The following is a 13,792-nucleotide window of genomic DNA, read 5'->3' on the forward strand; positions in this document are numbered from 1 at the left end:
CAGAGAACGGCACAACGGTGCTGCTCACGACGCAGTACCTGGACGAGGCCGAACAACTCGCCGACCGCATCGCGATCCTGCACGAGGGCCGGATCATCGTCAACGGCACCTTGGAGGAGCTCAAGCAGCTGCTCCCGCCCGCGAAGGTCGAATACGTCGAAAAGCAGCCGACCCTGGAGGACGTCTTCCTCGCGCTCGTCGGTGCGGACAGCAAGCACCACAACGCCGCTACGAACGCGTAAGGAACAACGATGAGCAAGCATTTCTTCGGCGACACCACCGTCCTGCTGGGACGGTCCCTGCGCCACATCACGCGTAGCTTGGACACCATCATCACAACCGCGGTCATGCCGATCGCCATGCTGTTGTTATTCGTCTACGTGTTCGGCGGCGCGATCAACACCGGGTCGGTCTCGTATGTGAACTACCTGCTGCCCGGCATCCTGCTCATCACGGTCGCCTCGGGCATCGCCTACACCGCGTTCCGGCTGTTCATGGATATGAAGAGCGGAATCTTCGAGCGCTTCCAGTCCATGCCGACCGCGCGCTCGTCCGTGTTGTGGGCGCACGTGCTGACCTCGCTGGTCGCCAATCTGATCTCGCTCGTGGTCGTCGTGCTCGTCGCGCTGCTCATGGGCTTCCGTTCGGGGGCGGGAGTGTCGGCGTGGCTCTCGGTCGCCGGCATCCTGATCCTGTTCACCCTGGCGCTGACATGGATCGCCGTCATCCCCGGCCTGTCCGCCAAGTCCGTGGACGGCGCGAGCGCGTTCTCCTACCCGCTCATCTTCCTGCCGTTCCTCAGCTCGGCCTTCGTACCCACCGACACCATGCCCGGCCCACTGCGCGTCTTCGCCGAGAACCAGCCGGTGACCTCCATCGTCAACGCCATCCGCAACCTGCTCACCCAGCAGCCGGTCGGCACCGACATCTGGATCGCCCTGGCCTGGTGCGCCGGCATCCTCGTCGTCGCGTACCTCTTCGCCATGAACACCTACCGCCGCAAGATCTCCTAGGCCGTATCGAACGTCCCCATCTTGATCTGACGGACAGGCAGTTCACGGCGCTGTCGCCCTGAACAAGAACGGCACTTCCTCGGCTCGTCTCGCGCCGCCGGGCGGAGGCTTCCAGGAGATTTGCGCGAGATGAGCACCGGGCTGTGAGTGGACCACCCGGAGCACGTGCGGCAGTCAGCCCTTGCCCGTGTGAGTGACGAACGGCCTCCACCAGGTGCTGATGTCCCCCCGATGTCGCCGACACGGATCGGCATGCCGCCAGAGCATGTGACTCGCTGCCAACCCACACAACGCGTCCTATCGCGAGACAAGGAAAAAGTCATGAATGAATCCCTCCACACCCTCAGGACGATGCCGACGGCGCGTCAGTCCGGCTGTCCCTTCGACCCGCCCAAGGAGCTGATCGAGGCCCGCGAGCACCAGGGCTGGCTGGTCACCGGCTATGACCTGCTCAGGTCGGTCCTGGCCGACTCGCGGTTCAGCTCACGCAGAGAGCTCATGCGCCACCACCCGCTGATCGACTACGGCGACATCGAGGTCCCTCCGGCGCCGCCCGGCGAGTTCCTGCTCACGGACGAGCCACAGCACAGCCGGTACAGGAAACCGCTGGTGGGCAAGTTCACCGTCCGGCGGATGCGCCTGCTCACCGAGCGCGTCGAGCAGATCACCGCCGAGCATCTGGACGCCATGGAGCAGGCCGGGCCGTCGGCGGACCTGGTGACCGCGTTCGCCAAGCCCATCCCCGCCATCGTCATCTGCGAGCTGCTGGGGGTGCCGTATGAGGACCGGGGCTCCTTCCTGGAGCACATCGACAAGTTCCTCGGCGGAGAGGTCAGCGACGAGGAACTGATCGCGTCCTACACCGCGGTCCAGCAGTACCTCGCGGAGCTGGTGGTCGCCAAGCGCGCCAACCCCACCGACGACGTGCTCAGCGACCTCACCGACAGCGACCTGACCGACGAGGAGCTGAAGGGGATGGCCCTGATCCTGCTGTCGGCCGGGTTCGACACCACCGCGAACATGCTGGCGCTGGGCACCTTCGCGCTGTTGCAGAACCCGGAGCAGCTGGCCGCGCTGCGCGCCGACCCCACGCTCACCGACAAGGCCGTCGAGGAGCTGCTGCGGTACCTGAGCGTCGCCAAGCAGTTCCAGAGGGTCGCACTGGAGGACGTCGAACTGGGCGGCCACACCATCACGGCGGGTACGACGGTCATCCTGTGCCTCAACACCGCCAACCGCGACCCCGAGCGCTTCCTCGACCCCCACACGCTGGACCTCCGGAGGCAGGACGGCGGGCACCTGGCCTTCGGCCACGGCATCCACCAGTGCCTGGGCCAGCAGCTGGCCCGCGTCGAAATGCGCGTCGCCTTCCCCGCACTCCTCAACCGCTTCCCCACCCTGCGCCTGGCCGTACCCGCCGAAGAGGTCGCCCTGCGTCCGGAGACCGCCGACATTTACGGGGTCAAGAGCCTCCCGGTCACCTGGGACGTGTGACCGCCGGCGAGGGCGGACTTTTTCGACCACGCTCTACCGGGCCATCGTCGACGAAGGGAGAACCGATGACGACACAGGCGAACCACGCACAGGATCTTGAGAAGACCTGCTCGCCCGCGCTGCGCGCGTCCGACGCGGACCGCAAATTGGAAGGCGCGACAGTGGTGTCGTCGCCTACCGTGCCATGAGTGAAAGATCACCTCCCTCCAGCGGTGCTGGATGCGCTGCTGGGCCGTCCCGGAGGCTCGCTCGTGTCGTGTCGAAGCGAACCGATCACCGGCAGCTCGGGTGCCGCCACCGGCGCCGTGTCGAGGCTGTCGGGCACGGCTCAAGTCGACGACCAGCAGGTCTACTTCACCGTGATCCACAAATCCTGCAAGCCGGTGACCGCCGGGCGGCACGCGGACAGCGCCGTCGATCCGCGGCACTGGGCCAACTGGCGGCGCGAACCGCTCGCCTATGCCAGCGGACTGCTGCCCTCAGGGCCAGGTTTGGCCGCACCTCGCTGCTACGGCGTCGTCGGCGACGGTGTCTACCTCGCCGACGTGGGCGCCACCCCAGAATCACCGGCCACGGCCGCGCACCGGCTGGGCCGCTGGCAAGCCGACACCACGACGCCGGACCTGCCATGGCTGTCTGGACACCAGCTCGCCCAGCGCATCGCGGTCAGCGACCTGAACTGGTCTGACCTGAACGTGCACCCGCGGATCCCGGCGCTGTGGGAACAGCGCGGTGAACTGCTGAATCGCCTGTCACAGCTCCCGCATGTCCTTGTGCACGGCGACTTCTCCCACGGCAACCTCAGAGCCTCCGAAGACGGCCTCGCCACCCTCGTACTGGACTGGGCGACCCTCGGGACCGGTCCGGTCGGCGCCGACCTGGCATCACTGGCGCTCACCGCCCTCGGGCAACATCTCCCCCGCTACGTGGACGGCCTGAGCGGCCGATTCGAGGCCACCGACGTCGAGCTCGGATACCGGGCCACGCTTGCGCTGACCGGAGCCGGCCGCATCCACTGGATGCTCACGCGCGGGATGACACCCCCTGACGACTACACCGACTTCATCATCACCGAGACGAACTCCCTATGATCCCCCGCCCACCACCGCATCCCGGACCTGGCCCGGTGTCCTGGCCTCGGCTTTCGGCCCGTCCCCGAGCGCTATCGGGGAGTCACAACACAGAACTCATTGCCATCGGGATCGGCCATCGTCACCCAACCGCTTCCGTGCTGGCCGATGTCGGTTCGGGTCGCTCCGAGGGAGGCCAGACGGTCGACCTCCGCCTGCTGATCGCCGTGCGCGGGTGGAGCGAGGTCGAAGTGCAGCCGGTTCTTCCCGGTCTTCGTCATCACCGGCGGACCGCCCCACGTGATCTTCGGACCGCCGTGCGGCGAGCGGATCGCGGTCTCTTGGTCCTGGTCCCAGACCAACGGCCAGCCCAGCGCTTCGCTCCAGAAGTACCCGACCTCCTGCGAGCCGTCGCACGCGAGCGCCCCGATGAATCCGCAGTCGGCGAGGAACTTGTTGTCCGGCTCGATGACGCAGAACTCGTTGCCTTCGGGGTCTGCGAGCACAATATGACCCTCTTCCGGGCGTTGCCCGATGTCGATATGGCTCGCGCCGAGCTCGAGCGCCTTCGCCACCGTCTGCTGCTGGTCCTCAAGGGAGGTGCTCGTCAGATCGAAGTGGATCTGGTTCGGGCCGTTCTTCTTCTCCTGCGTCGGAAGAAATCGCATCCGGAACCCGGTGTCATCGCTCGGCAGGAGCGTGATGCCATCGCGGGGGTCGTCGACCATCTCCCAGCCCAGGACTCCGGCCCAGAAACGCGCGAGACGGAGTGGGTCGTTCGCATCGAAGCAGAGCGCGACGAGCTGAGAAGTCATCCCGCATCTCCAATCTGCTGATTTGTGAGCGCGGACGGGGCACGTCCCCCCTGGCGCATGGCGGAGGCCACGCTAGCCCGCTCGAGGATCGCGACGCCAACGCTTTTTGACTTCCTCCCCACGTCCCCTCGGGATGCCCGAGCAGTTCCTCGGCCAGCGCGGAGCCGGCGGCGATCGCTGCAAGCGTGCCACCGCGTCTCGGGCGCACCTGCGTGGTTACGGGCGCGCCCTCGCCGCGGCGTCCCGGAGCGCGTGGTCCGGGCCCGTCTCCGCCAGCTCGTCCAGCACCTCCAGCGCCTCCGCGGTGCCGATCCGGGCGATGGCGTCGACCGCCTTGACCGCGCGGGCTCTGGTGCCCCGCGCTACCCAGCCGGGGATCAGGGCGGCCAGGTCGCGGGCCGTCCGGCCGTCGCCGAGCCGTCCCAGCGCGGGCAGCGCCCAGGCGTCGCCGTGCAGGAACAGCGCCCAGCCCAGGTCGGCCAGCGAGCGCCGGTCGCAGGCGTCGCGGACCGCGTCCAGCCGCTCGTCCGGCTTCTTGGCCAGCGCGACGAGTCTCCTGGTCGCGGCGGCGGGCAGGGCCCGGCCGCCGCCCTTGAGCAGTACCTGCGGCAGGACATCGGGATCGGCGTACGCGGGCAGCCGGGGCGCCCGGCCCGGCTCGGTCAGCACCGCCGGGAGGTCCTCGCCGGGCGCGTCCGGGACCCGCGGCGCCGGGTCCGGCCCGGGCAGCTCGGGATGCGCCTTGAGGTGCATGCGCAGCAGCCCGGCGGCGAGGAGCGCCGACGTCGAGTCGCTCGCGGCCACCGTGGACAGCACCCGTACCGCCCGTACGGGGAAGCGCTCCATCGCCGCGAGCAGGTACTCACGCGCGAACTCCCGCTCGTACCGCTCTAGCAGCAGCTTGAACGCCTCGTCGCTCGGAAGCAGGGAGATCAGCTCGACGAACCGCTCCCGCCACGGCTTGTAGATCCTGATCCGGTCCCAGGCGTCGACCAGGACCGGGGCGACCGCAGGGCCCAGGCCGTCGGCCATGGTGGCGCGCATCCCGAACGTGAACGCGTCGAAGTCGGACTCCTCCAGCCTCCAGCCGAGCAGTTCGAGGTGCCGCGGCGTGCCCACCGACGCCCACAGCCGTTCGCGGTAGAAGGCGTTCGAGCCCCACTCGGCGGACGGCGGGTCGGCGCAGCACTCGTCCACCCAGTCGTGCCGGGTGGGCACCAGGTAGGAGACGACGAGCCGCCGGGAGCGGGTGCCGCGGTGCGCGGCCAGCCGTTCCACCGCCCGCCGGTACTCCTCCTCGGGGCAGAAGGCCAGCAGGCCCCGGACCCGGCGCAGGCTCACCGAGTCGACCTGCCGAAGGGAGTCCAGCGGGCGCAGGTCTTCCGTCGAGGAGGCGATGCCGCTCAGTTCGGCGAGCGCGCAGGCGGCGAAGGCGAGCCCACGGGAGGCGATCCACCCGTTGGTGAAGGTTCGCGGCGTCTCGTTCCCGTTCTGCGCACGGTCGACGATCGATGCGATCGCCGCCGCCCCGGCGGGGTCGTCAGCGCCGCTGAGGTACGCCCGCGCGTGCGCGACCAGGGCCGGGTCGCTCACAGCCGCCGACAGCACCGCCTCGATATGGCCGCGATTCTCCTCGGCCAGCTTCGCCGCCACGTCCGCGGCGCCGGGGTCGACGGTGTCGCCGGGCGCGACCCCGCCCAGCGCCCGGTCGGAGACGCCCGGTTCCGCGGGGAGCACGCCGCCACGCCGGGGGTGCAGATCTCGGCGCAGGGGCTCGGAGAGGACCAGGACGTCCTCGGCCGGGGGGAAGTGATCATCCATGGCGGATCACCGTAGCGGAACCGGGTGACACTCACCCCGCGTCCGGCAGATACCGCAGGCCGCGCTCACCCATCTCCGACCCGAACCTGATTCGCACCTCAGCAGTAACGGCCTCGCTGTAGTCCTGGAGAAATTTCCAATGGATTTGCCTGACCTGCGCTGATGTGGACCTGTTCCGTTTGTTGATCACTTCCGCTACGGTCCTGGCCGGTGGCGGTGTGGAGGTGGTCGATGTCGACCCGGATGTTCTCCGAAGACCAGCTGGAGCGGTTGCGGTCGTACCCTGATATCGGCCGGGACGATCTGAGGCGTCATCGCCGAGTGCTGGCCGGATCTGCTGCGCATGGCCGGGTCGCTGAAGTACGGCCAGGCCACCGCCTCGCTGGTGGTGGGCAAGTGGTCGGCGGCCTCGCGGCAGAACACCCTGGCCGCGGCGTTGAAGGAGCGGGGCATGCTGCGCCGTACGCTGCATGCGGCGAAGTATCTGTCGGACCCGGCCTACCGCCGCAAGATCGCCCGCCAGCTGCGGGACATTCCCGACGAGTTGCTGGCTCACATCTCCCCGGCGCACAGCGCAACTTCTTCGGCGTGATCACCGTGGACCTGGAGGCGGAACTGGCCAAGCTGGACGGTGGCGGCTGGCGGCCGCTGCGCCCGGCGGCGGGCGGCCATATGCCCAGGCGACTGCAGAGACCGATAATCGTGGCCGTCGCCGAAGGCGACGCCGTTCCTGACCGGAGCGGTGGGCGATCACATTCGCGCCGACGCCACCGGCTCGCCCACGGCCGGCCCCCTCGCCGAGCTGACCACCCGCGAGGGGTCGAGGTTCTCGTCCTGGTCGCTCGTGGCCTGTTCAGGGGGGCGTCGACCTCGATTTCGAGAGTGTTTGGCCCCGGACGTTGGCGTTTCCGCTTCGGGTGGCCCAGTAGCCGTCCACTTCTCTAGAGGAACGGTCACTTGTAGTTCCTGAAATATAACGTATTGTAAGCAATCGCTGTCCAAGATTAGGCGGAGACTTCAGAAGCGGAGTTGATGCATGGTGGAACGGCGCATGTCGGTTGCGACGCACTGGGGTAGTTTCATCGCCGTGGTCGATTCCGGCCGGTTGGTGCGAATCGAGCCGAGACACGATGACCCCGTACCGTCGCCTATCGGCCCCGGAATGGTGGCAGCCGCCGACGATAGCGCTCGCGTGTTGCGCCCCGCAGTGCGCAAGGGCTGGCTGAACGGCGAGCCGCGCGAGCACGATAGGGCCAGAGGCACGGACGCCTTCGTGGAGGTGAGCTGGGACGATGCGATCACGCTGGTGAGCGATGAACTGCGTCGAGTGCGTTCACAGCACGGCAACAGCGCGGTGTTCGGCGGATCCTACGGCTGGGCGAGTGCGGGCAGGTTCCACCACGCGCAGGGTCAGCTCCACCGGTTCCTGGCGCTGGGAGGGGGATACACCGACTCTCGCAACACCTACAGCACCGCGGCGTTGGAGGTCATCCTCCCCCATGTGATCGGCGGCCATCCGTGGAGCTACCAGTCCCGGATGCCGATGTGGGACGAGATAGCCGACAACTGTGAGCTTGTGGTGGCGTTTGGAGGGCTGGCCCTCAAGAACAGCCAGATCAACCCTGGTGGGCTGGCCAGGCACCAGACGCAGAACCTGCAACGCCGGTGCCGTGAGGCTGGGGTGCGGTTCGTGAACATCAGCCCCATCCGCAGCGATACCGCCGGCTTCCTCGACGCCGAGTGGCTGCCCGTCATCCCCAACACCGACACCGCCGCGATGCTCGGTATCGCACACACGATGCTGGTCAACGGGTGGCACGATGAGGACTTCCTTCGCCGGTGCTGCGTCGGGTTCGACCGCTTCGCCTCCTACCTGGTCGGCGAGCTCGACGGCATCCCGAAGGACGCTGCCTGGGCAGCGAAGATCACGGGCATCAGCCGCGACGCGATCACCGGCCTCGCTCGCAGCCTCACCACCCAACGCTCGCTCATCATGGTCAACTACGCGGTGCAACGGGCAGACCACGGCGAACAACCGATCTGGATGTCTGTCGTGCTGGCGGCCATGGCGGGCTCGATGGGCCGGCCTGGCTGCGGTTGGGGCGCAGGGTACGCGACGATGGACGCGACAGGCGTTGCCCCAGACCGCCCCTTCGTGGGGACGATACCCGCGGTTTCCAACCCTGTTCCGGATTTCATCCCCGTGGCAAGGATCGCCGACACCCTGCTGCATCCGGGCAAGATCATCGACTACGACGGCCAGCGCCTCATGCTGCCCGAGCTTCGCCTGATCTACTGGTGCGGAGGGAACCCGTTCCACCACCACCAAGATCTCCATCGGTTGACCCGCGCCTGGCAGGCCCCTGACACGGTGGTGGTTCACGAAGCCTGGTGGAACACCACGGCCAAGTTCGCCGACATCGTCCTGCCCGTCGCCACCAGCCTGGAGCGGGACGACTTCGCCGCCGGATTCTCGGACCCCCACCTCGTCGCGATGCCGAAAGTCCGCGAGCCGGCGGGCGAGTCGCGCACCGATCACCACATCTTCGCCGCCCTGGCCTCCCGGCTCGGATACGAGCGGGAGTTCACGGAGTCGCGCTCCGAGATCGAATGGGTCCGGCACCTTTACGAGCAGACGAGGGCCAAGCTCGGCGGCGATGCCGCCTTGCCGAGTTTCGAGGACTTCTGGCGCAGCTCCACCGCTGAGCTGCCGGCGGCGACCGGACCGTTCCCCGGCAGTTTCGCGGACCTCCGCTCAGATCCGCAGCGTTTCCCCCTGCTGACGCCGTCGGGCCGGATCGAGATCTTCTCCGAGGAGATCGACTCGTTCGGCTACGACGACTGCGCCGGGCATCCGATGTGGTTTGAACCAGCGGAGTGGCTTCGTGCCGATCGGTCGGACCGATTCCCGCTGCACCTGATCTCGAATCAGCCCGCCTCACGCCTGCACAGCCAGTACGACAACGGTGGCCACAGCCTCAGTTCAAAGATCCGTGGCCGTGAGCCCGTGACGATCAATACGTTGGACGCTGTGTCACGCGGCATCGAGAGCGGCATGATCGTGCGCGTCTACAACGACCGAGGGAGCTGTCTCGCGGGAGCAGTCCTGTCGGACGACGTCATGCCGGGCGTCGTACAACTGTCCACGGGAGCGTGGTGGGATCCGGTCCAGCCAGGCCTGATCGGAACATTGGACCGCCACGGCAATCCGAACGTTCTCACGGCGGATCGGCCGTGCTCGCGCCTGTCCCAAGGACCGAGTGCTCTCAGCGCGCTGGTCGACGTCGAGCGCTACGACGGCCCTCTTCCTGATGTGCTCGCCTTTTCACCACCAAGCATTGAGTACGGAGCATGGAGACGGCGCTGAGAATGATCATCGTGTGGGGGTGGCCCCGGGCCTCGATGTGGTGAAAGGTACGGCGGGCGGCCAGGTGCCTCGACGACCTGTCGTCAACGACGGCGACATGAAGTACACGCGAGGGCCGTTAGCCCCTGTTCAACGGATCGGTTCGCGATTCGAGCGAGGTCGTCGGCGTGCTGCCGGATCGTGTTCGGCGGTGATGCGGGCGGAGGTCTCCTCGCCGAGGCGGACGTAGCGGCCGAGGCTGGCCAGGTGCTGGTGGCGGCTCTTGGCCTGCAGTTCGGGCGCGGTGCGTCCGGCCTGGGCCAGATGTTGGAGTGCGCCAAGGAGACCAGGGCGGACAGGTGCCGGTTCCAGGTGGCGGCCGCGGCGCCGTGCCAGCGCTCCATCACCGTCGCGTACTGCTCGGGGGTCAGCTCCGCGACGGGGTGACCGAGGCCGGTGACGGCGATCAGGCGGGCGAGGGTGTCGGCGTAGCCGGAGCGCGTGGTGGCGGTGATCAGGGAGGCCAGGAAGCGCTCTACCGCCTGGTCGGTCGTTACGCCGGTCGTCACACCGGTGGCCGGGTGCGCGGGGTCGGCGGGCTGGCCGGGGAAGGCCACGACGGGCACCGGGCTCCTCCTCTCCTTCGCTGCGGGCGCTGTGACACATAACGTTAGCGAGTCGCCCTCCCGCCGGCGGCCGCGGAGCTGGGTGGACGCTCCCCGCGCGATGCGGGTGTGACAGCTGATCGAGATTCTGTGTCGCAGGTGAGGAGCACCTCACCAAAACGCTATATCACTTTAAGTATTCTTTACGTTACTGTCAGCGACCAATCGGGTGGTGATCACTCGATTCCCCGCGAGACAGCGAAGGCGAGGTGGCGGAGGGTGCATCTGACTCCGCATGAACAGGAACGCCTGATGATCCACGTGGCCGCGGACGTGGCACAAAAGCGCAAAGACCGGGGGGTTCTGCTCAACTACCCGGAGGCGGTCGCGCTGATCACGGCGCACGTGCTGGAGGCCGCCCGGGACGGCAGGTCGGTCCACGAGCTCATGTCCGCCGAGGAGAAGATCCTTTCCCGAGACGACGTCATGGCGGGCGTGCCGGAGATGATCTCCGATATTCAGATCGAGGCCACCTTCCCCGACGGCACCAAGCTGGTCACCCTTCGCGACCCCATCGGCGAACCGAAAGCCGGACCGAAGGCCGAACCGGAAGCCGAGACCGAGGCGGAGATGACGGCGGGCCTGCGGGTTCATCCGGGGAAGATCGATCATCCGGAGGGCGCCACGCCGGTGGCCTTCAACGAGGGCCGCGAGATCAGCACGGTGACGGTCACCAACAGCGACGACCGTCCCATCCAGGTGGGTTCGCACTACCACTTCTACGAGGCCAATCCCCGTCTGGACTTCGATCGCGCCGCCGCCTACGGCAAGCGCCTGCACATCCCCGCCGGCAGCTCCATCCGGTTCGAGCCCCGATGCACCCGGACGGTGACGCTCGTGCCCATCGAGGGCGAGCGCGTCGTCGCCGGCCTGCGCGGCGAGGTCGGGGGGCAGCTCGATGGATGAGTCCCTGGCAGACGCGACGCCCGCCGCTCTCGCCGAGCCCACGGCAGGAACACCCGGGCAAGAGGGCGGGCCGGGGCCGGTGATCCTGCCGGTCGAGCGGCCGCTGACCCGCGTGGAGTACGCCGACCGGTACGGGCCGACGCTCGGCGACCGGATCCGGCTGGCCGACACCAACCTGCGGATCGAGATCACTGAGGACTGGGCCGGCGGCCCGGGGCGCAGTGGCAACGAGGTCATCTTCGGCGGCGGCAAGGTGATCCGCGAGTCGATGGGCCAGTCCTGCGCGCCACGTGACCCGGCCAGGTTCGGCGCGCCGCGGCCGCCCGACACGGTCATCACCGGCGTGGTGATCCTGGACCATTGGGGCGTGGTCAAGGCGGACGTGGCCATCCGGGACGGCCGGATCGTCGCGCTCGGCAAGGCCTACAACGACGAGACCATGGACCGGCTGCACGACGGGCACGAGCGGGCGACCGACTTCCTGATCGGCCCGGAGACCGAGGTCATCGCGGGCAACGGCAAGATCCTGACCGCCGGCGGCATCGACACGCACGTGCACTTCATCTGCCCCGAGCAGGTGCACGAGGCGCTCGCCGCCGGTGTCACCACGCTGATCGGCGGCGGCACCGGCCCGGCCGAGGGCAGCACCGCCACCACCGTCACGCCCGGCGCCTGGCATCTGGCCCGGCTGTTCGAGGCGCTGGACGCTTTCCCGGTCAACATCGGGCTGCTCGGCAAGGGCAGCACCATGTCCACCGAATCCCTGTACAACCAGGTGGAGGCGGGCGTACTCGGGTTCAAGATCCACGAGGACTGGGGGGCCACCCCGGCCGTGCTGCGCCGCTGCCTGGAGGTGTGCCGGACGACCGGCGTGCAACTGGCCCTGCACGCCGACTCCCTCAACGAGGCGGGCACGGTTGCCGACACCATCGCCGCCATCGGCGAGCACCCGATCCACGTCTTCCACGTCGAGGGTGCCGGCGGCGGCCACGCCCCCGACATGCTCACCATGGCCGCTCTGCCGAACGTGCTGCCCGCCTCCACCAACCCCACTCGCCCCTTCACCGTCAACACGGTCAAGGAGCACATCGACATGGTGATGGTCTGCCACCACCTCAACCCGCTGGTGGAGGAGGACCTGGCCTTCGCCGAGTCGCGGATCCGGCCCTCCACGATGGCCGCCGAGGACCTCCTGCACGACCTCGGCGCCATCTCGATCATGTCGTCGGACGCCCAGGCGATGGGCCGCATCGGCGAGATGATCGTACGGACGTGGCAGACCGCGCACGTGATGAAGGCCCGGCGCGGCCCGCTGGAGGAAGACCAGCCCGGCGACAGCAGTGGCGAGGGCGGGGCCGACAACCATCGCGCCCGCCGCTACGTCGCCAAATACACCATCAACCCGGCCATCGCGCACGGCATCGATCACGAGGTCGGCTCCATCGAGGTGGGCAAACTGGCGGACCTGGTGCTGTGGGAGCCGAAGTTCTTCGGCGTCAAGCCGCACCGGGTGATCAAGGGCGGCCAGATCGCCTATGCGCAAGTCGGCGACGCCAACGCCTCCATCACCACCCCGCAGCCGGTCCTGCCCCGGCCGGTGTGGGGCGCGAGTGGCCGGGCGCCGGGCGCGAACGCGGTCAACTTCGTCACCGAGCACGCCATCCGGGCCGGCATGGCCGACCGGGTGCGCGTGGGCAAGCCGTTCACGGCGATCCGCGACACCCGCAAGGTGTTCAAGGCCGACATGCGCGAGAACCATGCCTGCCCCGACATCCGCATCGACCCCGACACCTTCGAGGTCGAGATCGGCGGCGCGACGGCCAAGGACGTCAAGACCGACATCGACGGCCAGCTCGTCGACGGCACCCAGTATGCCGACACGCTGCCCATGGCCCAGCGCTACTTCCTGTTCTGACCACCCGGCCGAACGACCCGAGCGCCTGAGAGGTGAGTCGCCCGCGATGACCTGTGCCGCCCTGCTGATCCTGGCCGACGGCCGCTTCCCCGCCGGAGGGCACGCCCATTCCGGCGGGGCCGAGGAGGCCGTCACCGCGGGCCGGGTGCGGGACGTGGCGAGCCTGCAGGAGTTCTGCCGCGGCCGACTGCACACCAGCGGTCTGGTCGCGGCTGGGCTCGCGGCCGCGGCCGCCGCCGGGTACGACCCGCTGCTGCTGGAGGAGGCCGCCGACGCCCGCACCGCCAGCCCCGCCCTGCGGCACACCTCCCGCAGGCTCGGCCGGCAACTGCTGCGTGCCGCCCGGGCCGCCTGGCCCTGTGCCGATCTCGACGCCCTCGCCGCGGCCCGGCCACGCGGCGCCCACCAGAGCGTGGTGCTCGGCCTGACCGCCCGCCGCGCCGGACTGACCCCGCTGCAGGCCGCCCACGCGGCGGCGTACGAGAGCATCGGCGGCCCCGTCACCGCGACCGTCCGCCTGCTCAGGCTCGACCCCTTCGACGCCACCGCCGTCTTGGCCCGCCTGGCCGCCGACCTCGACCACGTCGCGGCTACGGCAGCCGAGGCCGCGCGCCGTGTCGGCACCGACGGAGTCGCCGCGCTGCCGGCCGCCTCGGCGCCGCTGCTCGACATCACCGCCGAACAGCACGCCCTGCGCCCGGCCCGCTTGTTCGCCTCCTGACCACCTGACCGCCCTCGCGCCCCTTT

Annotated in this window: 12 protein-coding genes and 1 pseudogene; 10 read left to right on the forward strand and 3 right to left on the reverse strand. The window is 68.8% G+C overall.

What is annotated here, in order from left to right:
• The 5 genes and pseudogenes from ACFOY2_RS49750 to ACFOY2_RS49770 all read left to right on the forward strand — a co-directional run.
• A pseudogene (locus tag ACFOY2_RS49750) lies at positions 1-242 on the forward strand (ABC transporter ATP-binding protein); the annotation flags it as partial.
• Positions 243-251: 9 nt separating this feature from the next.
• Positions 252-1,013, forward strand: a complete 762-nt coding sequence (locus ACFOY2_RS49755) for an ABC transporter permease (protein WP_379535191.1) — start codon at positions 252-254, stop codon at positions 1,011-1,013.
• A gap of 321 nt (positions 1,014-1,334) precedes the next feature.
• Positions 1,335-2,507, forward strand: coding sequence for a cytochrome P450 (locus ACFOY2_RS49760; RefSeq protein ID WP_379535192.1), 1,173 nt, complete (start codon positions 1,335-1,337; stop codon positions 2,505-2,507).
• Positions 2,508-2,572: 65 nt separating this feature from the next.
• Complete coding sequence (locus ACFOY2_RS49765) at positions 2,573-2,695, forward strand: hypothetical protein (RefSeq protein WP_379535193.1); 123 nt, start codon at positions 2,573-2,575, stop codon at positions 2,693-2,695.
• Positions 2,696-3,598, forward strand: coding sequence for an aminoglycoside phosphotransferase family protein (locus ACFOY2_RS49770; protein WP_379535194.1), 903 nt, complete (start codon positions 2,696-2,698; stop codon positions 3,596-3,598).
• A gap of 71 nt (positions 3,599-3,669) precedes the next feature.
• On the opposite strand, the gene ACFOY2_RS49775 is transcribed toward ACFOY2_RS49770, so the two are convergent.
• Both ACFOY2_RS49775 and ACFOY2_RS49780 read right to left on the reverse strand, forming a co-directional pair.
• Positions 3,670-4,392: a VOC family protein gene (locus ACFOY2_RS49775; RefSeq protein WP_379535195.1), complete on the reverse strand. Its 723-nt coding sequence runs from the start codon at positions 4,390-4,392 to the stop codon at positions 3,670-3,672.
• Positions 4,393-4,608: 216 nt separating this feature from the next.
• Entirely contained in the window at positions 4,609-6,213 is a 1,605-nt protein-coding gene (locus ACFOY2_RS49780; protein ID WP_379535196.1) for a hypothetical protein, read from the reverse strand.
• A 313-nt stretch (positions 6,214-6,526) separates the two neighbouring features.
• Here ACFOY2_RS49780 and ACFOY2_RS49785 point away from each other — a divergent pair, with 313 nt between their 5' ends.
• Together ACFOY2_RS49785 and ACFOY2_RS49790 are read left to right on the forward strand one after the other, a co-directional pair.
• Entirely contained in the window at positions 6,527-6,805 is a 279-nt protein-coding gene (locus ACFOY2_RS49785) for a Tn3 family transposase (RefSeq protein WP_449290162.1), read from the forward strand.
• 444 nt (positions 6,806-7,249) lie between these two features.
• The gene (locus tag ACFOY2_RS49790; protein WP_379535198.1) at positions 7,250-9,580 is read left to right on the forward strand and encodes a molybdopterin-dependent oxidoreductase; all 2,331 of its coding nucleotides are present in this window, start codon (positions 7,250-7,252) and stop codon (positions 9,578-9,580) included.
• Positions 9,581-9,663: 83 nt separating this feature from the next.
• Here ACFOY2_RS49790 and ACFOY2_RS49795 read toward each other — a convergent pair whose 3' ends face one another.
• Entirely contained in the window at positions 9,664-10,185 is a 522-nt protein-coding gene (locus tag ACFOY2_RS49795; RefSeq protein ID WP_379535199.1) for a hypothetical protein, read from the reverse strand.
• Positions 10,186-10,443: 258 nt separating this feature from the next.
• Here ACFOY2_RS49795 and ACFOY2_RS49800 point away from each other — a divergent pair, with 258 nt between their 5' ends.
• Genes ACFOY2_RS49800 through ACFOY2_RS49810 form a run of 3 tightly spaced genes read left to right on the forward strand, consistent with a single transcriptional unit; the run spans position 10,444 to position 13,766 of the window.
• The gene (locus ACFOY2_RS49800) at positions 10,444-11,130 is read left to right on the forward strand and encodes an urease subunit gamma (protein ID WP_379535200.1); all 687 of its coding nucleotides are present in this window, start codon (positions 10,444-10,446) and stop codon (positions 11,128-11,130) included.
• Positions 11,123-13,045 (forward strand): urease subunit alpha, encoded by a 1,923-nt coding sequence (locus tag ACFOY2_RS49805; protein ID WP_379535201.1) that lies wholly within the window; start codon positions 11,123-11,125, stop codon positions 13,043-13,045. Before ACFOY2_RS49800 ends, ACFOY2_RS49805 begins: the two co-directional genes overlap by 8 nt.
• 46 nt (positions 13,046-13,091) lie before the next feature.
• Positions 13,092-13,766 carry an urease accessory protein UreF gene (locus tag ACFOY2_RS49810; protein ID WP_379535202.1) on the forward strand — a complete coding sequence of 225 codons (675 nt, stop codon included), beginning with the start codon at positions 13,092-13,094 and terminating at the stop codon, positions 13,764-13,766.
• Positions 13,767-13,792: the final 26 nt, after the last annotated feature.

The sequence above is a fragment of the Nonomuraea purpurea genome (assembly GCF_042650645.1).
GTDB classification, from domain to species: Bacteria; Actinomycetota; Actinomycetes; order Streptosporangiales; family Streptosporangiaceae; genus Nonomuraea; species Nonomuraea purpurea.